General features: G+C 66.3%; 20 protein-coding genes. 7 read left to right on the forward strand and 13 right to left on the reverse strand.

What is annotated here, in order from left to right:
* Positions 1-22: 22 nt before the first annotated feature.
* The 3 genes from ACLMAL_RS03305 to ACLMAL_RS03315 form a co-directional block, all read right to left on the reverse strand.
* Positions 23-733: a hypothetical protein gene (locus ACLMAL_RS03305; protein ID WP_411997707.1), complete on the reverse strand. Its 711-nt coding sequence runs from the start codon at positions 731-733 to the stop codon at positions 23-25.
* A gap of 261 nt (positions 734-994) precedes the next feature.
* Positions 995-1,747, reverse strand: coding sequence for a L,D-transpeptidase (locus tag ACLMAL_RS03310; protein WP_411997708.1), 753 nt, complete (start codon positions 1,745-1,747; stop codon positions 995-997).
* Between the two features lie 449 nt (positions 1,748-2,196).
* Positions 2,197-2,856 (reverse strand): cyclodeaminase/cyclohydrolase family protein, encoded by a 660-nt coding sequence (locus tag ACLMAL_RS03315; RefSeq protein ID WP_411997709.1) that lies wholly within the window; start codon positions 2,854-2,856, stop codon positions 2,197-2,199.
* Positions 2,857-2,972: 116 nt separating this feature from the next.
* Here ACLMAL_RS03315 and ACLMAL_RS03320 point away from each other — a divergent pair, with 116 nt between their 5' ends.
* Positions 2,973-4,010, forward strand: a complete 1,038-nt coding sequence (locus ACLMAL_RS03320) for an LLM class F420-dependent oxidoreductase (protein WP_411997710.1) — start codon at positions 2,973-2,975, stop codon at positions 4,008-4,010.
* On the opposite strand, the gene ACLMAL_RS03325 is transcribed toward ACLMAL_RS03320, so the two are convergent.
* Positions 3,976-4,683, reverse strand: coding sequence for a class I SAM-dependent DNA methyltransferase (locus ACLMAL_RS03325; protein WP_411997711.1), 708 nt, complete (start codon positions 4,681-4,683; stop codon positions 3,976-3,978). The genes ACLMAL_RS03320 and ACLMAL_RS03325 overlap by 35 nt on opposite strands.
* 42 nt (positions 4,684-4,725) lie before the next feature.
* Positions 4,726-5,058 (reverse strand): STAS domain-containing protein, encoded by a 333-nt coding sequence (locus tag ACLMAL_RS03330; RefSeq protein ID WP_328413017.1) that lies wholly within the window; start codon positions 5,056-5,058, stop codon positions 4,726-4,728.
* A 445-nt stretch (positions 5,059-5,503) separates the two neighbouring features.
* Between ACLMAL_RS03330 and car the strand changes: the two genes are divergently transcribed.
* Positions 5,504-8,998 (forward strand): carboxylic acid reductase, encoded by a 3,495-nt coding sequence (gene car / locus ACLMAL_RS03335; RefSeq protein ID WP_411997712.1) that lies wholly within the window; start codon positions 5,504-5,506, stop codon positions 8,996-8,998.
* A 92-nt stretch (positions 8,999-9,090) separates the two neighbouring features.
* Entirely contained in the window at positions 9,091-9,555 is a 465-nt protein-coding gene (locus ACLMAL_RS03340; RefSeq protein ID WP_411997713.1) for a nitroreductase/quinone reductase family protein, read from the forward strand.
* 274 nt (positions 9,556-9,829) lie between these two features.
* On the opposite strand, the gene ACLMAL_RS03345 is transcribed toward ACLMAL_RS03340, so the two are convergent.
* Positions 9,830-10,024, reverse strand: a complete 195-nt coding sequence (locus ACLMAL_RS03345) for a hypothetical protein (RefSeq protein WP_411997714.1) — start codon at positions 10,022-10,024, stop codon at positions 9,830-9,832.
* A gap of 281 nt (positions 10,025-10,305) precedes the next feature.
* On the opposite strand from ACLMAL_RS03345, the gene ilvD reads away from it, so the two are divergent.
* Both ilvD and ACLMAL_RS03355 read left to right on the forward strand, forming a co-directional pair.
* On the forward strand, positions 10,306-12,021 hold the full coding sequence (gene ilvD, locus ACLMAL_RS03350) for a dihydroxy-acid dehydratase (RefSeq protein WP_411997892.1): 1,716 nt from the start codon (positions 10,306-10,308) through the stop codon (positions 12,019-12,021).
* A 458-nt stretch (positions 12,022-12,479) separates the two neighbouring features.
* On the forward strand, positions 12,480-12,647 hold the full coding sequence (locus ACLMAL_RS03355; RefSeq protein WP_411997715.1) for a hypothetical protein: 168 nt from the start codon (positions 12,480-12,482) through the stop codon (positions 12,645-12,647).
* 201 nt (positions 12,648-12,848) lie between these two features.
* Here ACLMAL_RS03355 and ACLMAL_RS03360 read toward each other — a convergent pair whose 3' ends face one another.
* From ACLMAL_RS03360 to mftR, 6 genes are all read right to left on the reverse strand, one after another.
* Positions 12,849-15,239 (reverse strand): SpoIIE family protein phosphatase, encoded by a 2,391-nt coding sequence (locus ACLMAL_RS03360; RefSeq protein ID WP_411997716.1) that lies wholly within the window; start codon positions 15,237-15,239, stop codon positions 12,849-12,851.
* Entirely contained in the window at positions 15,236-15,871 is a 636-nt protein-coding gene (locus ACLMAL_RS03365; RefSeq protein WP_411997717.1) for a SpoIIE family protein phosphatase, read from the reverse strand. Before ACLMAL_RS03365 ends, ACLMAL_RS03360 begins: the two co-directional genes overlap by 4 nt.
* Entirely contained in the window at positions 15,864-16,289 is a 426-nt protein-coding gene (locus ACLMAL_RS03370) for an ATP-binding protein (RefSeq protein WP_328400284.1), read from the reverse strand. Before ACLMAL_RS03370 ends, ACLMAL_RS03365 begins: the two co-directional genes overlap by 8 nt.
* Positions 16,267-16,656 (reverse strand): STAS domain-containing protein, encoded by a 390-nt coding sequence (locus ACLMAL_RS03375; protein WP_328400287.1) that lies wholly within the window; start codon positions 16,654-16,656, stop codon positions 16,267-16,269. Before ACLMAL_RS03375 ends, ACLMAL_RS03370 begins: the two co-directional genes overlap by 23 nt.
* Positions 16,657-16,668: 12 nt before the next feature.
* Positions 16,669-17,574: an STAS domain-containing protein gene (locus ACLMAL_RS03380; RefSeq protein ID WP_328400289.1), complete on the reverse strand. Its 906-nt coding sequence runs from the start codon at positions 17,572-17,574 to the stop codon at positions 16,669-16,671.
* A gap of 121 nt (positions 17,575-17,695) precedes the next feature.
* Complete coding sequence (gene mftR, locus ACLMAL_RS03385) at positions 17,696-18,286, reverse strand: mycofactocin system transcriptional regulator (RefSeq protein ID WP_406229752.1); 591 nt, start codon at positions 18,284-18,286, stop codon at positions 17,696-17,698.
* A gap of 40 nt (positions 18,287-18,326) precedes the next feature.
* Between mftR and mftE the strand changes: the two genes are divergently transcribed.
* Together mftE and mftD are read left to right on the forward strand one after the other, a co-directional pair.
* Positions 18,327-19,043, forward strand: a complete 717-nt coding sequence (gene mftE, locus ACLMAL_RS03390; RefSeq protein WP_411997718.1) for a mycofactocin biosynthesis peptidyl-dipeptidase MftE — start codon at positions 18,327-18,329, stop codon at positions 19,041-19,043.
* Positions 19,040-20,266, forward strand: coding sequence for a pre-mycofactocin synthase MftD (gene mftD / locus ACLMAL_RS03395; protein WP_411997719.1), 1,227 nt, complete (start codon positions 19,040-19,042; stop codon positions 20,264-20,266). Before mftE ends, mftD begins: the two co-directional genes overlap by 4 nt.
* 100 nt (positions 20,267-20,366) lie before the next feature.
* Here mftD and ACLMAL_RS03400 read toward each other — a convergent pair whose 3' ends face one another.
* Entirely contained in the window at positions 20,367-20,837 is a 471-nt protein-coding gene (locus ACLMAL_RS03400) for a MarR family winged helix-turn-helix transcriptional regulator (RefSeq protein ID WP_411997720.1), read from the reverse strand.
* Between the last annotated feature and the right edge of the window lie 74 nt (positions 20,838-20,911).

The raw sequence follows: 20,911 nt of genomic DNA on the forward strand, positions 1-20,911 counted from the left end.
ACGCGGACCGGCTACAGCCCATCTACTCGGCTGCGGAGATACCGGTGATGAGCGTACGACCGCCCGCACGGGCGGTCGTCACCAGTTGGGCGTTGTAGGCCACCGGCAGTGCATTGGGGCGCTGTTCACTCACTCGGACGAGGTACTGGCCGACGAACGCACCGGGGGTGATGGTGACACAGTGCGTGGTGCCCGCGGGGATCGTGTCGATGCCGTGTTGGATGTCGGTGGCCGACGACACGGCCGCGTTGGGCGCTACGACAGCGCGGGCCTGCTCGCTGGAGCGTGTCACGTAGTAGGCGTATTGGAACGCGAAAATCGCCGCAGGGCCGGAGTCGACGCCGCCTGCGCCATTGCCTTGGATACGGTTGCCGACTTTTTCGGCGGGGCATCGGGTTGCGGGAATGGTGGCCGAGACAGGGATATCGGCTGAGCTGGACGCCGCGGTCGGCGCCGGCGCCGGGGCGCCGCGGAATTGGACAAAGGCGGCGGCGAGCAGTGCCGCGGAGCCGAGCGAGGCGAGCAGTGCGGGCATCCAGCGCCGACTGCCCTTCGGCAGTTGATACCAGCGCCGCCGCACCCGCGACCGATCGATCAGGCGCGCAAAGACATCGTCATCGTCGTCGGCATAGTCGGGGGCGTAGGCCGCAGTGTGCGGCTCGGGTTCGGCGGGGATTCGATGGGCCCGTTCGGGCCAGTCGCCTCGATGGGCCTGCCCAGGCCGTCCTCGCATGTCCGGTCGATCCATTGCCCCGCCTTCATCAGCTCATACCGTCAGGTTCGTTCCCCACTCTGATAGCTCCGGAGGATACTGCGCATCGACCGCAATGCAAGCGAACGCGCCCGGCCACGTCATCCAATTACCCTCAGTCGGCACGAATGGTCGCCCGGTGCTCGAATGTCGAACTCACACATGGACAGCCGGCGCCCCGCTCGTTGCCGGGCGGTACATTTCGGCGGTATCGCGGTCAGGAGGCGGGGGAGTGCGGTCGGTCTACCAGTGCACGCTGACCGGGTCGCCGATGCTGGCGATTTCGTAGTACCAGGCGGCGTCGTCGGGTGCGAGGTTGATGCAGCCGTGGCTGACGTTCGCATAGCCCTGGGAATCCACCGACCAGGGTGCCGAGTGTACGAAAACTCCACCCCACGTGAGGCGTTCGGCATATTCACCGTTGATGACGTAACCCTCGGGGGAACTCAACGGGATGCCGATGGTGCGTGAGTCGAAGACCACCGAGCGGAAAATCTCGAGAATCGGGAAGATGCCCGTTGGCGTCTCGTAGCCTGGTTTGCCCATCGAGGCGGGCATTGTGCGCGGCCACTGGCCGCCGATGGTGACCGTGAAGGTGTGGTTGGACATGTCTGCGTCGGCGATCACCCCAGCGTTGGTCCTGAATTCCGTTCGCGCACTACCTATTCGAACCGAGATCGGTGAGCGGGCGGGAAGGAATCCCGTGGGTGTCCACGTCACTTCGCGGTCGTTCGCCCATGCGAACGTACCCGGGATCGATCGGGTGGACGTGATATCGATGGCTCGTTCGGCGCGAGCGCGATCCGCGACAGCCGCCGTGAACTGGATCGTGACCGGATGCGCGATGCCGACTTCTTGGCCGGCCGATGGCGTGACGGCCGCTACCGAGGCAGCCGATGGTGTTCCGATAGAGGTCGCGAATGCTGTTCCGGACCCGAACGCAGCCAAGGCCATGACCATGACTGCGAGGAACAGGTATCTGAGTACGCTCCTCATGGCTCCACCCCTTCTAGATGGTGTGGTGGCAGAAATCCATTCTAGGACTTCATGATCAACTCGAGGTACCGAATCCGTAACGGCCCCCGGCTGTAGGTGAACCGTGCCGGCAGGTCCTCCTCTCCGACCGTGGCGGACGCGGCCGTGACATGGCTGGGGTTCGGCGGCTCGGCCATGGCGTTCCAGCGGTCAGCGCCAGCGCGAGGTGCCGAGCACCGTCTTGGCGGCGGTGTCCTTGTCGGGCCGAGGCGCATGAGTGCCACGACCGCGAGTGTCGGCGCGGCAGCGGTGCTGGGCGTGGTGTTCGCGAGCGCCGGTGAGCGAGCAGGGCGGGCGGCCTTCTGCCTCGTGCGCCGGAGGTCATCGCGAACTCGGACCTCGTTGCCGGTCTATATCGGGCGTACCCGGCACCGCCGCGCGGAAACCTCTGGTATTCCCGGGCCCCGTTGTCAGCTGCGTACGAGGTGCAGCACGTCGGCGTGCAGGGCATCGGCACGCGCGGTGATCTCCTCCACGCGCATCAGCACGGGTGCGAATCGGTCGCCTTCCGCGGCGCTGAGGGAGGCGACGTTGATCTCGATATTGAGCTGCGAACTGGTGGCGGCCGCGCGAGCGGCGTCGGCGGCCGCGCCGATATCGGTGACCACGTTCGGGTTTCCGATCGGAAGCAGTTCCGCAGCAAGCGACAGGATTTCGTCGGCCTCGTCGACGACGGCGGCGGGCACCCGGGCGGCCTGGATCAGTGCGGCGGTGATGGCCTCGGTGCGCTCGGCGACGACTTCCGGAGTGGTCTTCGGCAGCTTGTAGGCAGCACCAACGGCGGTGAAGGCGGCGGCGTCGGCGTCGGCAAGGGCGAGTGCGCGGTCGCGCGCGGCGTCGGCGGCCTCGATGATGCGGTCGACGATCGGGCGGTGCTCGGCATCCTTGGCGCGGGTGGTGTAGCGGGCGACCATCGCAACCAGTGCGGCGCCCTGAGCGGCGTGCAGTGCGGCGACCGCGCCGCCACCGGGTGCGGGCACCTTTGCGGCCAGATCGGTCAGGTACTGCGCGAGCGTGGCCCTGCCGAAGGAGGGTGCAGTTTCCTGGGACGACGTGGTGGGCTGCGACACGGCGGGTGGCCTTTCGTTTCTTCGGCGATCACGGGGAAGTCTCGGCAATTACGCTACCGCCCGCGCGTGGGTGGCCGGTGCGCGCCCGGTCCGTAGCTGCGGTTATGTTGAGTGTTATGCGGATCGGATTGGGCATCAATTACTCGGGCGGTTTCAAAGAGGCGGCGGCGGAAGTGGCTGACCTCGAGCAGGCCGGTCTGGACATCGTGTTCGTCCCCGAGGCGTACTCCTTCGACGCCGTCAGTGCGCTGGGCTACCTGGCCGCCAAAACCACCCGTCTGCAGCTGGCCTCGGGCATCCTGCAGATCTACACCCGTACCCCCAGCCTGACCGCGATGACCGCGGCGGGCCTGGACTTCGTCTCCGACGGCCGCTACGTGCTCGGCCTCGGCGCGTCGGGCCCGCAGGTGATCGAGGGGTTCCACGGCGTCGCCTACGACTCGCCCATCGGCCGCACCAGGGAACTGGTCGAGATATGCCGCAAGGTGTGGCGGCGTGAGCGGCTCGAATACGACGGCAAGTACTACAAGATTCCGCTGCCCGCAGGCGAGGGCACCGGCCTCGGCAAGCCGCTCAAGTTGATCAATCACCCAGTGCGCGAACGCATTCCAGTGTTGCTCGCCGCGCTCGGCCCGAAGAATGTGCAGCTGGCTGCCGAGATCGCCGAGGGCTGGCAGCCGATCTTTTTCGTACCCGAGAAGGCCAAGGAAATCTGGGGTGAATCTCTGGATGCCGGTCTGGCCAAGCGTGATCCGATCCTCGGCGAACTCGACGTGTATGCCGGACCCGCGCTGGCGATCGGTGAAAACGTCACGCCGCTACTGGAATTCGTGAAGCCGCACCTCGCGCTGTATATCGGCGGCATGGGCGCGAAGGGCAAGAACTTCTATCACGCCCTCGCCACGAAGTACGGCTACGGCGCGGAGGCCGACCGTATTCAGGAGCTGTACCTGGCCGGCAAGAAGGAAGAGGCCGCCAAGGTCGTTCCGGACGACCTGGTGCGCGACATCTCCCTCGTTGGCCCCGCCGGCTACGTCAAGGAGCGGGTCGCCGCGTTCCGTGAGGCGGGCGTGACCGTCCTCAACGTCGTTCCGATGGCCGCGACCCCGGTCGAGCGGATCAAGCTGATCGAGCAGCTGCGCGAACTCTGCTGAGATCCTGGAGGCTCGCCGGGTCGGCCCGGCGAGCCAACAGGTAGGCGCGGCGAGTGTCGACCTCGTGCGGATAGTTCGGGCGCTCCATGCGCATCCGCACCTCGAACCCCGCCGCCGTCAGGTCGGCGATGATCTGATCCGGATCGAAGAAGCGGAAGTCGACGTCCACTTCGTGTCCCCACCAGGTATCGAAATGCCGGATTTCCGATCCGATGTGGAACGAGACCAGGAACAGGCCCGACGGGCGCAGCACGCGATGCACCTGTTCGAAGGCGCTGCGCAGTTCGCCAGGCGCGAGATGGATGATCGAGTAGAACGCGACCGCGGCGCCGAATTCGCCATCGGCGGCGGGTAGTTCGAGCAGATCGCCCGCACGGAACTCGACCGCTGAATAGTGCTTGCGTCCCACCGCGACCATGGCGGCGGATAGGTCGATGCCGACTGTCGTCGCACCGTGATCGGCGAGCCAGGCCGCAATATGTCCAGGGCCGCAGCCGAGGTCGGCGATCGGTGTTCCCGATTCGGTCTGCTCTATGAGACTGCTCAGCAGTGCCCGGTCGAGCGGTTTGCCGCGGAGCTCATCGCGGAGATCTGTGGCGTAATTCTCGGCGACGCTGTCGTAGCTGCGGCGGACGGTGTCATGCGTGCCGTGATCTCCCACAGGCTCCAGCATTCCACGGTCCACCGCAACGAGCAGGGCTGTGGGACTCCAGGATCAGCGGAACGACGCCAGGGCCTGATCGAGGGTCGAATGCAGCGCGAAGACCTGATCCAGGCTGGTCATCTTCAGCTGGCGACTGGTCGCCGGGCCATCGGCGACGACGGCGATCGAGGTTGACGCTCCCGCCCGCTGATGCGCCCCGACCAGTGCGGCCATCCCCGCCGAGGCGAGGAAGCTGACCGCGGACAGGTCGATGATCAGGGCCACGGGTTTACCGGCGAGAATGCCCTCGATCGCGGCTTCGAGCGCGGGCGCTGTCGCCAGGTCGACCTCGCCGGACACCGTCAGCACAGTCGCGCCCTCGGGCGTTGTCACCGTGGTGGTCATCGTGTCCGCGAGGGGATACGCGTCTCCGGAAGTATTGGTCACATCTTCACAATCTGCCATGAACCGCCCGATCTCGCTGTACTGACACAAAACATGCAGCAAACCTGACTTGTTCGCGTGCCATGCGAGTTTTCTTGCCGTCACACCTTACCGCCCTGGATTGTCCTCGGGGTCGAGTCCTTCGGAGCGAGCGTGTGGCAACGGCTCGGCGTGCCGTATCGCCCAGGTCGGGTGCCGCGGACGGAGCGCCGACGGGTCGAAATATCTGAGATGTGAGTCACATCAAGAGCTGGACGCTATAGGTGTATACCGGAAAGGGTAGTTGACTGAGCTAACTACAGATCGAAAGAGGGAAGTCCTGTGGTTGCCTCCCTCGCCGACGTCAGCCGCTTCATCCGGCGTCGGTCTCTCGTGTGAGCGATATCCGACCAAGGGAGGCTGGATCATGTCGATCGATACTCCAGCATGGCGGCGCGAACAGCGCATCGCCGAGTTGTATGCCTGTGATCAGCAGGTTCGCGACGCCGAGCCATCCGAAGAGATCAGCACAGCGCTGAGTCGACCAGGACTGCGGTATGCGCAGGTCATTGCGACGGTGCTGGAAGGTTATGCCGAACGTCCCGCGCTCGGGCAGCGGGCATTCGAGTTCACCACGGATGTGGCGGGTCGGCGCACGCTTCGTCTGCTGCCCAGATTCGAGACCATCACCTACCGGGAACTGGGCGAGCGAATCGGAGCGGTGGCCGCCGCGTGGCATCACGACGTCGAACATCCTGTGCGCGCAGGCGATTTCGTCGCCATACTCGGCTTCACGAGTTGTGACTACGTCACGCTCGATCTGGCCTGTGCAGCGCTGGGTGTGGTGTCGGTGCCGCTGCAGGCGGGGGCCGCGGTCGCCCAACTGCGGGCGATCATTGCCGAGACCAACCCTCGGGTGCTCGCCGCGACGCCGGAACTGCTCGATGACGCCATCGATTGCTTGCTCGACGAGGTGCCCACCGAACATCTTGTCGTCTTCGACTACCACCCCGAGGACGACGCGCAGCGTGCGGCGGTCGATTCGGCACTACAGCGGCTTGCGGACGCCGGTAGCGCGATTGTCGTCGAAACGCTCGATTCGGTGCTCACCCGCGGCCGTGGCGCACCGCCCGCGCCGCCGTTCGTCCCCGACGCCGACGCCGACCCGCTGGCCCTGCTCATCTACACCTCAGGAAGTACGGGCACGCCCAAGGGCGCTATGTACACCGATCGGCTTGCTGCCGGCATCTGGGTGGAGACGACCGCCTGGTTCGATTCGACCACAGCGCCCACGATCGGCGTGAACTATCTGCCCATGAGCCACCTCGCGGGCCGTCTCACCCTGTCGGGGATTCTCGCGCGCGGCGGCATTGCCTACTTCACGGCAAGAAGCGATATGTCGACGCTGTTCGAGGACATCGGACTGGTGCGCCCGACGGCGGTGATATTCGTTCCACGCGTGTGCGACATGATTTTCCAGCGTTATCAGAGCGAGCTCGACCGGCGCGGCGCCACCGAGCAGCAGGTGAAAACCGAACTGCGCCAAGACTTCCTCGGCGGGCGTGTCATCTCCGCCTCGGTGGGCTCGGCACCGCTGGCTGCGGAGCTGAAGACCTTCATGGAGTCCGTCCTGGATGTGGAGTTGCGCGATGGCTACGGCTCCACCGAGGCGGGCGGGGTGCTGGTCGACAACCAGCCGCGCCGGCCGCCGGTGCTCGACTACAAACTTGTCGACGTCCCCGAGCTGGGATATTTCCGGACCGACCAGCCGCATCCTCGCGGCGAACTGCTGCTGAAGACGCGCACCATGATTCCCGGGTACTACAAGCGTCCCGAGGTCACCGCGCAGATCTTCGACGCGGACGGCTTCTACAAGACCGGCGACATCATGGCCGAGATCGGTCCAGATCAACTCGTCTACGTTGACCGTCGCAACAATGTGCTGAAGCTGTCGCAGGGCGAGTTCGTCGCCGTCTCCCAGTTGGAGGCCATCTACGCGGGCAGCCCCTTGGTCCGGCAGATATTCGTCTACGGCAGCAGCGAACGCGCCTACCTGCTCGCGGTGGTCGTGCCCACCGCGGCGGCTCTCGACACCGATGCGCTGAAGGGCGCGATCGCGGCGTCGTTGCAGCAGATCGCGAACGAGGCCGATCTGAACTCATACGAGATCCCGCGCGACTTCCTGATCGAGACCGAGCCGTTCACGATCGAGAACGGTCTGCTCTCCGGCATCGGTAAACTGTTGCGGCCCAAGCTCACAGCGCATTACGGCGCTCGACTCGATCAGTTGTACAACGACCTGGCAGAACAGCAGGACAACGAACTGCTCGCCCTGCGGCATACCGCTGCCGAGCTGCCGGTGCTGGAAACGATCAGCCGGGCCGCCCGCGCACTGCTGGGTTGCGCGACAACAGATATCCGTCCGGACGCCCAGTTCACAGAACTGGGCGGTGATTCCCTTTCGGCGCTGTCGTTTTCGAACCTGCTCCAGGATATTTTCGCGGTGGACGTGCCGGTCGGCGTGGTCATCAGCCCCGCGAACGGGCTACGTGATCTCGCCGATTACGTGGAAAGGGCGCGGAATTCGGCTGTGCGGCAGCCCACCCTCACCACGGTCCACGGCCGCGACGGATCGGCGATCTACGCCGGTGACCTGACCCTCGACAAGTTCATCGATGCGAGGACCCTGAGCGCCGCCGAGGCATTGCCCGCGCCCGACGGCATTGCCCGAACGGTGCTGCTGACCGGAGCGAACGGCTACCTGGGGCGCTTCTTGTGCCTGGAATGGCTGGAGCGGCTGGATGAGTCGGGTGGCACGCTGATCTGCGTGGTGCGTGGCAACGACGCGGTGGCAGCAAGGCAGCGGCTCGACGAGGCATTCGACAGTGGCGACCCGGAGCTGGTCGAGCATTTCCAGGAGCTGGCCGCCCGCCGCCTCGAAGTCCTGTCAGGCGATATCGGCGAGGCGAACCTCGGCCTGGACGGCGCGACCTGGAATCGGTTGGCCGACAGCGTCGATCTGATCGTCCACCCGGCTGCCCTTGTCAACCATGTGCTGCCCTACAGCCAGTTGTTCGGGCCGAACGTGGTCGGCACCGCCGAGGTGATTCGCCTCGCGATCAGCAGGCGGCTCAAGCCCGTCACCTATCTCTCGACGGTGGGCGTCGCCGCGCAAGTCGAGCCAGGGCGGTTCGACGAGGACGGTGACATCCGTGATTTCAGCTCGGTGCGTGTCATCGATGAGGGTTATGCCAACGGCTACGGCAACAGCAAGTGGGCGGGGGAGGTCCTGCTGCGTGAAGCCAACGACCTGTGCGGTCTGCCGGTCACAGTCTTCCGCTCCGACATGATCCTCGCGCACAGCCGCTACCGCGGGCAGCTCAACGTGCCGGACATGTTCACCCGCCTGGTGCTGAGTCTGGTCGCGACCGGGATCGCGCCGTCCTCCTTCTACGAGACCCACTCCGACGGCACGCGACGGCGCGCCCACTATGACGGGCTGCCCGCCGACTTCACCGCTGAGGCGATCACCACGCTCGGTAGCCTCGGCACGGCAGGATTCCATACCTTCGATGTGGTGAATCCGCACGACGACGGCATATCCCTGGACAACGTCGTGGACTGGCTGATCGACTCAGGCCACCCGATCCAGCGCATCACCGACTACCGCGACTGGTTCGACCGTTTCGAGACCGCACTGCGCGCATTGCCCGAGAAGCAGCGCCAGGCCTCGGTACTGCCGCTACTGCACGCCTACGCCCGTCCGGAGCACCCGATCCGCGGCTCGGTCATCCCGGCCAAGACGTTTCAGACCGCCGTCCACAACGTGCGAATCGGCCCGGACAACGACATCCCACACCTTTCGCCGCAGCTCATCACCAAATACGTCACCGACCTCCAGCACCGCACGCTGCTGGTCTAGCCCGGCGCAACGTCCAGGTACAGCGCACCGTCCACAACCCGGCCGAGGCTTTCTGACCCCAATTGCCAGAACACAGCGAAAGCGAGAATCCGATGAGCTTCGGAACCCCCGCGGGCACCCGCGGCGCCCGCCAACCTTCCGGCCGGTTCACCACGTGGATGAACAAGTTCATGGCTGAACGCCTGCGCCGCAAGGGCGGCGGCAAATTCATGGGAATGGACGCTCTCGTCCTGACCACGCTCGGCCGCAAGAGCGGCGTCGAACGTTCCACACCGGTGGCCTGGTTTCCCGGAGACAACGGCACCTACCTCATCGCTGCCTCGGCGGCCGGCGCCGCGGGAAACCCCGCCTGGTACCACAACCTCGCCGCCAACCCCGACAAGGTCCGCATCGACGTCGATGGCCGAACCCTCGACGTGACCGCCGAACAACTCCACGGCACCGAACGCGACAAGGCGTGGCAGCAGATCACGACCACCACACCCCGATTCGCCGGATACCAGCAAAAGACCGACAGGGAAATCCCGATCATCCGCCTCGCTCCCCGTCCCAGCTGAAGTCCCGGCAGCTCACGGCCACGCCGCATATCTGCGATCCGGGCAACCGGGCGCCGCCGCCATACAGCTCGCCCGAACGCACGGCCGGGTCGATAACGAACTCCGAGCACTGACGTGACCACCCAGTCGTGGACACGGATCAGAAGATCCGTAGTCAGCCCCCATAGCGCAGAGCAGACTTCGTGTCGCCCGAAATCGGCGCTGACCGTCGAGAATTGACGCGAAGCGGGCGCTACCGGCGGTCAGAGCGCGAAGTCGGCCGGTCAGCGCCCCGTCATGCGGCGGTGACGTTGAACAAGGTCAGCTTCCGTGGCTGTCGTGAGGCGGTGCGCAGTTCGGCGCGTTCGCGGATCGCGCAGGCCAGTGTGTATTTCACGAGGTCATCGGCAGTGGTGCGGCCCGACAGAACGCCCCACACCAACGAAAGCAGCCCATCGCACGGGATCCAACCCTTTTCGACCGCGTTCAACGCACGATACTGCCGCTTCGAGCGTTTTTCCGCTGGTCACCCCCGCGTAGGAAACCGTCACGTAGATCGTCGATCGTGCGGGCGAACTTCCCGGCACTGCCCTCCACCGCTGCCGTACTGCTGGTCCGTACCTTCTTCGACGACGAGGAGGGCTGGCGCGCCCTGCTCGACGGACCGTAAGGTGTGGCGCGGTCGACGAACACCACTGCGGCGTTGCCGGGTATCCGATCTCGGCGCCCACCGGCGTGGTCGGCGGCCGCGGGCGAGGTGATGGGAGGATGATGAACATCGTGCCCAATGATCCGAATGGTCCCGATATCAAGCCGCGCAGCCGCGATGTCACCGATGGGTTGGAGAAGACCGCCGCTCGAGGGATGTTGCGAGCGGTCGGGATGGGCGATGGCGACTGGGGGAAGTCGCAGATCGGGGTGGCCTCCTCGTGGAACGAGATCACCCCGTGCAATCTGTCGTTGGATCGGCTCGCGAAGGCCAGCAAGGAAGGTGTGTTCGCCGGGGGTGGCTATCCCATGGAGTTCGGAACAATTTCGGTCTCCGACGGCATCTCCATGGGGCACGAGGGCATGCACTTCTCGCTGGTGTCGCGTGAGGTGATCGCCGACAGCGTCGAGACGGTCATGCAGGCCGAGCGCCTCGACGGCTCGGTGCTGCTGGCCGGGTGTGACAAATCCTTGCCCGGCATGCTGATGGCGGCGGCCCGGCTGAACCTGGCCAGCGTGTTCCTGTATGCAGGCTCGATCCTGCCGGGGATTGCGAAAATGTCCGACGGCAGTGAGCGCGAGGTGACGATCATCGATGCGTTCGAGGCGGTCGGCGCGTGTTCGCGCGGGCTGATGAGCCGCGAAGATGTCGACGCCATCGAGCGGGCAATCTGCCCGGGTGAGGGCGCTTGCGGCGGAATGTACACCGCGAACACGATGGCCAGCGCGGCCGAGGCCATGGGCATGTCGCTGCCGGGCAGCGCGGCGCCGCCCGCGACCGACCGCCGCCGCGACGGCTATGCCCGGCGCAGCGGCGAGGCCGTCGTCGAGTTGCTGCGGCGCGGGATCACCACGGCCGACATTCTCACCAAAGAGGCCTTCGAGAACGCGATCGCCGTGGTGATGGCATTCGGCGGCTCTACCAACGCCGTGCTGCACCTGCTGGCGATCGCGCACGACGCGAATGTCGAACTGACGCTGAAGGATTTCGCCCGCGTCGGCCGCCGGGTACCGCACCTCGCCGACGTGAAACCCTTCGGCAAGCACGTGATGACCGATGTGGACCGAATCGGTGGTGTCCCGGTCATGATGAAGGCGCTGCTGGATGCCGGGCTGCTGCACGGCGACTGCTTGACGGTGACGGGGCGGACCGTGGCGGAGAATTTGGCCGAGATCGCCCCGCCGGACCCCGACGGCAAGGTGGTCCGTGCCATGAAGTCCCCGATCCATCCGACCGGCGGCATCACCATCCTCGAGGGATCGCTCGCACCCGGCGGTGCCGTGGTGAAGTCGGCAGGCTTCGATTCCGAGGTATTCACCGGCACTGCAAGGGTTTTCGATCGCGAGCGCACCGCGATGGACGCACTCGAAGATGGCACCATCGCGGCCGGTGATGTGGTGGTGATCCGGTACGAGGGGCCCAAGGGTGGTCCGGGGATGCGCGAGATGCTCGCGATTACCGCGGCCATCAAGGGTGCGGGCTTGGGCAAGGATGTCCTGCTGCTCACCGACGGACGTTTCTCCGGCGGCACCACCGGACTGTGCGTCGGCCATGTCGCCCCGGAAGCGGTGGACGGCGGCCCGATCGCGTTTGTGCGCGACGGTGATCAGATCCGCCTCGACGTCAGCGCGGGCACCCTCGACCTACTGATCGAAGCCGAGGAGCTCAACCGCCGCCGCGAGGACTGGGAACCGTTGCCGCCCCGCTACACCCGTGGTGTGCTCGCCAAGTACTCGAAGCTGGTGGGGTCGGCGTCCTACGGCGCCGTGTGCGACTGACGCCTCGTCGGACTCGAGATCGTGCGCCGCAGCTGCTGCGGCGCACGGTAATTCGGCATCGGACCCGTCGCTTCGAGCGGGGTGAATGTGCCACTGAGCCAACCGATCTGATACCGGATGGTCCGAGGTCGGTCGTGTCGCCCGAGCGTTCCGGCACGACCACCTCAGCTCCGACCGGACCATCAGTTGGTGAAATGCGCGACAGTGTAAGCACATCGATGCATGTTGACCTGGTGAATGTCGGATTCTGTTGTCCGCACTCGCCGTAACCCTCATTTACCGACGAATTCTGATCTAAAATGGGGGCATGTAGGACCCACGCGGTCCGACCTGGCGCCCTCGTTGCGCCCCACGATCTGAAGATTGATTCGGCTGGCGGGGCCCGGGTAATGCATTCGGCCGGGTGCCGCAGAGTTGGGGTGCCCGGCACGGAGAATCTGCCTGCCGAGGAGACGATGATGGTCCAGGGAATCGGAACCGAACACGACGACGACTTCGAGCAGGTGCCGGTGATCTGGCCCGACCCGAGCCCGTTGGACGCCTGGTGGCGTCGCGTGATGGCCGCTCCGAGCGACGCAACCGGTGATCTGTCACATCCCGGGAGGGCATCCGGTCACCGTAAATAACCCGCCGCGACTGTTATTGCGCGCGTGACAGTCTCGAACGACTTCACCGAAACCCGTTGTGTGGGAAAAGGATCGTCGCGCACCCGAGGTTTTCCCGGTCGCGTCTGAGGCGCTACGCAGACGCGACCGGGAAAACCACCTCGCCTGCCTAGCCGGCGGCGGTGCGATCGGAACCTCCGGTACGCCGATATCGACGCGTCGTCAGCTGGAAATGCGGCGTTGTGTGCCGCGCAGCGGGTTCGCCACCGGGGATTTGATCGCGGGCAGCGTGACCGACATACGGACGGTGGTGCCGGGGCCTGTGTGATCGATCTCCAGCTCCTCGGTCAGTGCTCGCATCATGTCGATGCCGCGGCCGCGATAGCCGGGGTCGGCCGAGCGTGGCTTCCATGTCCCGGTGTCGGTGACCACGATGACCACCGTCTGGGTGTCGCATTCGGCCGTGAGCTGGACTCGGCCCGCGTCCGACGCGTCGGTGGCACCGGTGGCGCGGCCCATCGATGCGTCGGTGGACCGCACGGGTCGGCTCACGGGCAGCTCACCGTCGCGGTAGGCGTGTTCGATGCTGTTGCTGCACGCCTCGTTCGCGGCCGCGATCAGATCCGAGGCGAGATCGTGCGGCACCGCGGCGGCGGCCAGCCAGGCCTTCAGGCTCCGGCGCATCGCCGAGAGCTGATCGGGGTTGGCGGGCACGTCCAGTCGCAGTGGAGCGGGCGGCTGGCGGTAGACAACCATGGCGACGTCGTCGTCGTAGCCCGCGGCCGGGCGCAGCCGCGACAGCACCGCGTCGGCCACCTCCCGTGGTAGTCGGCCGGGGGTGTCCGCGAGCACCGCGCAGATCTTCGCGAAGCTGTCATCGATGTCGACACCGCGCTGTTCGACCAACCCGTCGGTGAACAGCACCAGCGTCGAGCCGGGTGCGAGCGCTGTAGTCGCCTCTGGGCGCCGCGGCACGTCGAAGGTGGCCAGCGGCACCGATCGGCCGCCCTCGAGCAGCCTGCCCGGTTCGCTCACGTCGGCGAGGATCGGCGGCATATGACCGGCGCTGCTGTAGCGGACCAGCCCGCGCACCGGGTCGAGCACCGCCGCGCACACGGTGGTGCACATGGCACCGGGAATGCGCGCTGCGACGGTATCGAGCTCGGCGAGCAATTGGGCCGGCCCCGCGCCCCCGAGCAGCAACGTCTGTGCGGCCGTGCGCAATTGGCCCATCACCACGGCGGCGGACAGCCCTCGTCCGACGCAGTCGCCGACCACGATGCCGATTGTCCCGTCCCGCAGCGGCACCACGTCGTACCAGTCGCCGCCGATTTCCAAAGGCGGCAACGCGGGCTCGTAGTGCACGGAGAACCGCGGCGGCAGCTCGATCGGGCCGAGCATGGCACGCTGCAGTGTCAGCGAGGTGGAACGCGCTTGATCGAAGTTGCGCGCCCGCTGCACCGCCAGGCTCAAGTGGCCGATGAGCAGGGAGAACAAGGTCCAGTCCGCGGCACTGATCGCGCGCGGCGCGGCGAAGCGCAACCACAACGCGGCATCACCGGTCTCGCCGAGTGGAGCGACGATGCCCTCGGAGCTTTCGGTGCCCTCCGGGATCGCGATCAGGCTGCGGCCGGGCCTGCGTCGTGCCCGATCGAGCAGCGCACGAGCCCGTGCGTCGAGCGCATTGGCAGGCGAGGGTTTTCTGGTCGCATCGCCTGTCGACTGGATCTGGCCGGTGTTCGCGGGGCGGTCGGTGACCTGCGTGCCGCCGGAGACATAGACCTCGGGACCGGTGTTGCGGCTCGGCCAGACCGAAACCACCGCGGTCTCGGCGCCGACCGTGCGTCGCAGCTCATCCAGCCCGACGGCGAGCACCTCGACCACGCTGGTGGCCGCGCCGACGGCGGTGGCCAGCCGGGAAGCGGCCTGATCGCGGGCCTGGGCGTCGTGTTCGGCCGTCACATCGCGAATGGTGCCGACGAAGATCTGCTCATTGTCGTCCGGCTTGATGAGGGCACTCGTGCTCACCGCGAGCCAGACCGTGCGGCCGTCACGATGCTGGATCGGAATGACGAAGCGCTGTGCCTCGGTGCCGAGATCGGGATAGCGCAGGCCCTCGGGCATCGACCACGGATGCGGCAGCGGGTAGGGGATGTCGGCGGCGCCGTACCCGGTCAGCGCGCCGAAGGCGGAATTGACCTCGACGATGGTGGCGTGCGAGTCGGCAACGAAGAAGCCGTCCTGCAGTGATTCGACCAGCGCGGTGCGGAAGGCGTCGCGGCCCGCGAGATCGTCTGCGCGGGAACGCTGTTGCTCGTAGCGGCGGTTGCCGTCGAGGAACCCTCTGGTGGCGATGTCCAGCGCGGCGAGGGTCTGCAATAGGAATTCCAGCGCCGTCTCGGCGAGCTTGACGTCCTGGTCGTCGGCGGGCTGCTGGGCGGCTTGTACGACGCGGAAGTGGTTTTCGGTGAGGTCGAGCAGGCTGATGCCTTCGACGAGGGCGCGGCGGCCGAGGTCGTAGCCTTCGGCGAGGCCGGCCTGCGTCGGCGCATCCAAGTGCCGCCGAAGCGCATCCGCGTAGGCGTCCCGAAATGCGGCCAGCGCAGCGGTCATGTCAACACATCCGGTGGGCCACCCCGATGACGTGCGGCGAGGACCAAGGCGTCATCGGTGTCTTTGGCATGCTTGGCGAGGATATCGGCGGTGATGTCGGCCGTGGACTTCGACAGATCGATGCTGTCGAGCGAGTCGATGACGATACCGTCGGTCGACATCAGTAGTAGGTCGCCCTGACGTACCGCCACGGTCTGCGGTTGTAGGTTCTGCGGTAGCCGGTAGCCGACGATGCCGCCCGTCAACAGCACCGTCGCGCGGATCGTCAGCCCGATGGGGCCACGGGTGAGCACCTGGGAATCGACGTTCCCGACGCCGAGCCAGCGCACCGTATCCGCATCGTCGAAAAGCACTAAAGATACTGCCGCGCCGCGGGTTTCGGCCATGGCTCGATGACACAGCACCATCAGGACGTCCAATGGTTCGGCGCGGTTTTCCGCGAGTATCTGTGCGGCGCGATCGGAGGCGTCGGCGGCGGCGGCGCCATGGCCGAGGCCGTCGAGCACGGCGAAGAGCACGGTGCCGTTGCCCGCGTCGAGGACCACACAGCGATCACCGGAAACCTGTTGGCCCGGCAGCGCGCGACCGGCCACCGCCCACTCGATTCGGCCGATGAACCCGTCCTCATGCACCGTTGGGTACCCACTTCCACATCTCGATCAACGTTCCGCGTCCGGGCGCCGAATCGATGATCAGGCGGTCCATCAATCGTCGGGCGCCGGGCAGGCCGAGACCGAGGCCACGTCCGGTGGAGTAGCCATCGTCCAGCGCGCGGGCAATGTCGATGATGCCGGGACCTTGGTCCTCGGCCTGAACCACCAGCGCTTGACGACCCTCCCGGTCGTCGACCAGCAACCGGATCTCGCCGCTGCCTGCGTAGCTGGTGATGTTGCGAGCAATCTCGGAGATAGCTGTCGAGATCATTGTTCGATCGGTCAGAGAGAATCCGAGCTTGGCTGCCAGTTCACGTCCGGCCTGTCGTGCGATCACGATGTCCCCGGACACCCTGACCGCGATCACCAAGTTCTCAGCGGCCACTGTCACGACCATCTCGCTGGCGACGGGCTGGAGTTTTGCGGTTCAGCCAGGCGAGGCCCTCTTCGAGGTCGAGGGCCGTGTGCATGTCTTCGAACGTGAGCCCGAGCTGAACCATGGCGAACGCGACTTCGGGTTGCAATCCGACGATGACCGTTTCGGCACCGCGGAGCTGCGTCATGTGCGCGATGGTACGCAGCGATCTCGCTGCGAAAGAATCCATTACATCGATCGCCGTGACGTCGACGATGATGCCGTGCGCCCGATATTTGCTGACCTGCTTCATCAGGTCGTCTTGCAGGCGCTCGGTGTCGGCGTCGGTCAGTGCGGACTGTACCGACGCGATGAGGAATGTGCCTTGCTTGAGTATCGGGACCGGCATCAGTTCGCCTGATCAGCGTCCGTCGCGTTCGATGGGCCGATCCGTCACGCGGGTCACCTCGTAGCCCAGCAAACGTTCGGCTTCCTCGATACCGCCCTGCAGGTCGCCGACGGCATTCATCTTGGACAGATCGAGTCCGATGGTCACCAGTGTCAGAGCGATCTCCGAGGACAGACCGGTGATGATGACGTTCGCGCCCATCAGGCCCGACGCGTCGACGGTCTGCACCAGGTGGTTGGCCACCGTAGAGTCGATCGCGGGCACACCGGTGATGTCGATGACGACGACCTTCGCGCGGTTGGCGCGGATCGCGCGCAGCAGCTGCTCGGTGAGCTGGCGCGCACGCTGACTGTCGAGAACACCGATGATCGGCAGGATGAGCAGCTGCTCACGGACCTGCAGTACCGGGGTCGACAGCTCGCGAATGGCTTCCTGCTGCTGCCGGATAACTCGCTCGCGCTCCTGCACGAAGGAGATGGCCACGGTGCTCGCGATGCGGTTGGCGGCCGGTTCGTATGCGTCGAGCACAGCATTCAGTAGCTCGAAGTCGGCTTGGTACTTCTCGAACAGCGAGCGGGCGAGCACGTCACGCAGCAACAGCACGATGCCGAGGACCTCGTCGGTCTCGACTCCTCTCGGAATGATGCGCTCGGAGAGATCGCGTGCGTAGGCCTGCAGCGCTTCGACGCTACCGGTCTCGAGCACCTCGACGTAGTTGTCGTAGACGGAGGTCGCCTCGGAGAAGATCTCCTCGGGGGTCATTGCGGTCAGCAGCTGGGCATCGGTGATACGCCGAGCCCATTCCTCGCGCAGCGCGGTGCGGTTCTGCCGCAGGTGTTCGACCAACTGTGGAAGCAGGTTGTCGACCGGTCCTGCGGTAAGGGAATCCGCCGAAAGGCTCATGGACACCTCGGACATGGAAACTCCAGCCCCTTTCGACGGGTGGGTCGGGATTCGTGCGTTCGGCTGCGAGCCGCTACCGAGCCTAGTCATACCCCACCGGAGTTGCTGGCGAAACCTGCCGGTCGTTCGCCGGGTTTCACGGTGGCGGCGCGAATCCGCGAGCCAGACCAGCCAGCGCCGCGTCGAGGTAGACCGTCAGGTCCGCGTCGGCCCTGGCGAGCCAGGCATCGAAGGCGGCGCGCGCGGCGGCGAGGGTGGTGCGCCCGACGGCGAGGGGGAGCAGTGCGTCCTCCGGCTCGCCGAGCCGTTGCGCGGCGAAGGCGCTGACCGCGCGTTCCCAGGCGTCGTAGTGCGCGCCCGCGGTGGCGGCGAGTGCGGGGACGGCGCCGACTAGCTGCATGCGGGTGCGCAGCTCGGCGACGTCTTCAGCGCGATATCGGTTGGCGTTCACCACAACTCGGCGTACGGCAGCCATCATCGGCACCTCGTCGGGCACCGTGGCGAAGGCTTCGCGCAGCGCGGCGACCTCGTCGTCGAACTGGTACCAGAGCACTTCCGCCTTGGTGGGGAAGTAGCGGAAGAAGGTGCGTCCGCTGATGCCCGCGGCCGCGGCGATCTGCTCGACGGTCGTCTCGTCGAAGCCCTGTTCGGTGAACAGGCGCATGGCGATCAGCTCGAGTTCGCGCTTGGTTGTGCCCCTGGGGCGACCGCGCGTCGGAGGTGTCACGGCTATTGATTATGTCAGTGACTGACGATAATCTCGCGACGTGTTCGAAAATGTCCAGGTGGCGGATCTCACGTGGCCCGAGGCGGGCGAGCGTGCCGCCGCGGGGGTGATTCTGGCCGTGCCGGTGGGCGCCACCGAACAGCACGGTCCGCATCTGCCACTGTCCACGGACACCGACATCGCGGTGGCATTGTGCACGCGGCTGGCCGCGCTGCGGCCGGATGTGTTTGTCGCGCCTGCTGTCCCGTACGGCTCCAGCGGTGAGCACGCGGGCTTCCCCGGCACCCTGTCGATCGGGCAGGCCGCGTTGGAGCTGCTGATCATCGAGCTGTGCCGTTCGGCCACCGAAACGTTCGACCGCATCCTGCTGGTCAGCGGGCACGGCGGCAATCTGGAGCCGCTGCGCAAGGCGTGCGCACTGTTGCGCGGCGAATCCCGTGACGTGCACATATATATGCCCCGATATCAGGGCGATCCGCACGCGGGGCGCTCGGAGACCTCGATTCAGCTGGCGCTGGCGCCGGGCCGGGTCCGCGTCGAGCGCGCGGTTGCCGGTGATACCCGGCCGTTGATCGAGATCCTGCCGCTGATGCGCGTGGGGGGAGTTCGTGCGGTGAGTGCCAACGGTGTACTCGGCGACCCGGCGGGCGCGACTGCGGACGAAGGCACAGCGCTGCTCGCGCATCTGATCACCGATCTGAACGACCAGATCCGGCTGTGGTGGCCGGCAGCTTCCCGGGAAAGGACCGGAACATGAACCCGTGGTTCGAAACAGTCGCCGAGGCGCAGCGGCGTGCGAAGAAACGTTTGCCGAAATCCGTGTACGGCGCGCTGATCGCCGGATCCGAGCGTGGCCAGACCATCGAGGAGAACCAGCTCGCCTTCACCGAGCTCGGCTTCGCACCCCATGTCGCTGGTCCGATCGGTGACCGAGATCAGTCGACAACCGTACTGGGGCAGCAGCTTTCGATGCCGGTGCTGATCTCGCCGACCGGCGTGCAGGCCGTGCACCCCGATGGTGAAGTGGCCGTCGCCCGCGCCGCGGCGGCACGCGGGATCGCGATGGGGCTCAGCTCCTTCGCCAGCAAGCCCATCCAAGAGGTGATCGCGGCCAACCCGTCGACCTTCTTCCAGCTCTACTGGTGCGGCAGCAAAGACGAGATCCTGCAGCGGATGGAGCGGGCGAAGACAGCGGGCGCCGTCGGGCTGATCCTGACCCTCGACTGGTCGTTCTCGCACGGCCGCGACTGGGGCAGTCCGGTGATTCCGGAGAAGCTCGATCTGCGTGCCATGCTGCGCTTCGCGCCGCAGACCCTGATCAAGCCGCGGTGGCTGAGCACCTACTTGAAGTCGGGCCACATTCCCGACCTCACCGCGCCGAATATGGCCATCGGCGACGGACCCGCACCGGGGTTCTTCGGCGCCTACGGCGAATGGATGGGCACCCCCGCACCCGACTGGGCCGACGTGCAGTGGATCTGCGAGCAATGGGCGGGCCCGGTCATGCTCAAGGGCGTGATGCGCGTGGACGACGCACTGCGCGCGGTCGATTCGGGCGTGGCCGCTATCTCTGTCTCGAACCACGGCGGCAACAATCTCGACGGCACCCCCGCCGCAATCCGAGCGCTGCCCGTCGTCGCCGATGCCGTCGGCTCGCAGATCGACGTGGTGCTCGACGGCGGCATCCGTCGCGGTAGCGATGTGGTGAAGGCGGTCGCGCTCGGTGCGCGCGCGGTGATGATCGGTCGCGCCTACCTGTGGGGCCTGGCCGCCAACGGCCAGGCCGGCGTCGAGAATGTCCTCGACATCCTGCGCGGCGGCATCGACTCGGCGCTGCTCGGGCTGCGTAAGACGTCGGTGCAGGACCTGGATCGGTCGGACCTGATCGTGCCGGAGGGCTTCGAGCGTGCGCTCGGGATCCCCGCGCGCCCCGTCGATGTTCCAGCGCGCGCGGCCTCGGAGCCGGTCGTCGCCGGATAGTCGGTGGATGGCTGCCCCGGACCGCGTCCGGGGCAGCGTGGGCCGACCTGGGATCTGCGCCGCAGGGCTGTGGCTTACATTGCGAGCCAGCCATGTTCGGTCAGTCCGGAGCCACCGCCTTGCGATGGTGGGCGAGCAGGGTGTCGTAAATATCTGCGAGCGCGGCTAGTTGCTGACGGTCGAGGATGTCGACCATGTGTCGGCGCACGCTGTCGACGTGGGCGGGCGCGGCGGTCGCGAGGACTTCGGCGCCGCGCGGTGTCAACCGTGCCGCCGTGCGGCGGGCGTCGTCGGGGATCGGCTCCCGTGCGACCAAGCAGCGTTTCTCCATCCTGGTGATCTGGTGGGAAAGCCTGCTCTGCGACCACTCGAGCTTCGCGGCCAGGTCGGCGAAGGTGAGCCGATGGTCGGGGGAGTCGGCGAGATAGGCAAGGACCGAGTATTCGACGTAGGTGAGGTTCGACTCGCGGGACGAGTCGCGCCCGACCGCCGCGGCGATGAGATCGCGGGTGCGCACGAAGCCGAGCCACGCACGCATTTCGACGTCATCGAGCCACTGGGGATCGGTCACGATAGCGCTCCAAACTCTGACATGTCATATAAATTGTCGCGTGCCAGTCGACCCGCTGACAACTTGTCAGAACT

The sequence above is a fragment of the Nocardia sp. CWNU-33 genome (assembly GCF_046764895.1).
Taxonomy (GTDB): Bacteria; Actinomycetota; Actinomycetes; order Mycobacteriales; family Mycobacteriaceae; genus Nocardia.

Coding starts and splice junctions, on each gene's coding strand:
- ACLMAL_RS03305 (WP_411997707.1), bottom strand. CDS start 733: ATGCGAGGACGGCCTGGGCAGGCCCATCGAGGCGACTGGCCCGAACGG.
- ACLMAL_RS03310 (WP_411997708.1), bottom strand. CDS start 1,747: ATGAGGAGCGTACTCAGATACCTGTTCCTCGCAGTCATGGTCATGGCC.
- ACLMAL_RS03320 (WP_411997710.1), top strand. CDS start 2,973: ATGCGGATCGGATTGGGCATCAATTACTCGGGCGGTTTCAAAGAGGCG.
- ACLMAL_RS03325 (WP_411997711.1), bottom strand. CDS start 4,683: ATGCTGGAGCCTGTGGGAGATCACGGCACGCATGACACCGTCCGCCGC.
- ACLMAL_RS03330 (WP_328413017.1), bottom strand. CDS start 5,058: ATGACCACCACGGTGACAACGCCCGAGGGCGCGACTGTGCTGACGGTG.
- car (WP_411997712.1), top strand. CDS start 5,504: ATGTCGATCGATACTCCAGCATGGCGGCGCGAACAGCGCATCGCCGAG.
- ACLMAL_RS03340 (WP_411997713.1), top strand. CDS start 9,091: ATGAGCTTCGGAACCCCCGCGGGCACCCGCGGCGCCCGCCAACCTTCC.
- ilvD (WP_411997892.1), top strand. CDS start 10,306: ATGAACATCGTGCCCAATGATCCGAATGGTCCCGATATCAAGCCGCGC.
- ACLMAL_RS03355 (WP_411997715.1), top strand. CDS start 12,480: ATGGTCCAGGGAATCGGAACCGAACACGACGACGACTTCGAGCAGGTG.
- ACLMAL_RS03360 (WP_411997716.1), bottom strand. CDS start 15,239: ATGACCGCTGCGCTGGCCGCATTTCGGGACGCCTACGCGGATGCGCTT.
- ACLMAL_RS03370 (WP_328400284.1), bottom strand. CDS start 16,289: ATGGTCGTGACAGTGGCCGCTGAGAACTTGGTGATCGCGGTCAGGGTG.
- ACLMAL_RS03375 (WP_328400287.1), bottom strand. CDS start 16,656: ATGCCGGTCCCGATACTCAAGCAAGGCACATTCCTCATCGCGTCGGTA.
- ACLMAL_RS03380 (WP_328400289.1), bottom strand. CDS start 17,574: ATGTCCGAGGTGTCCATGAGCCTTTCGGCGGATTCCCTTACCGCAGGA.
- mftD (WP_411997719.1), top strand. CDS start 19,040: ATGAACCCGTGGTTCGAAACAGTCGCCGAGGCGCAGCGGCGTGCGAAG.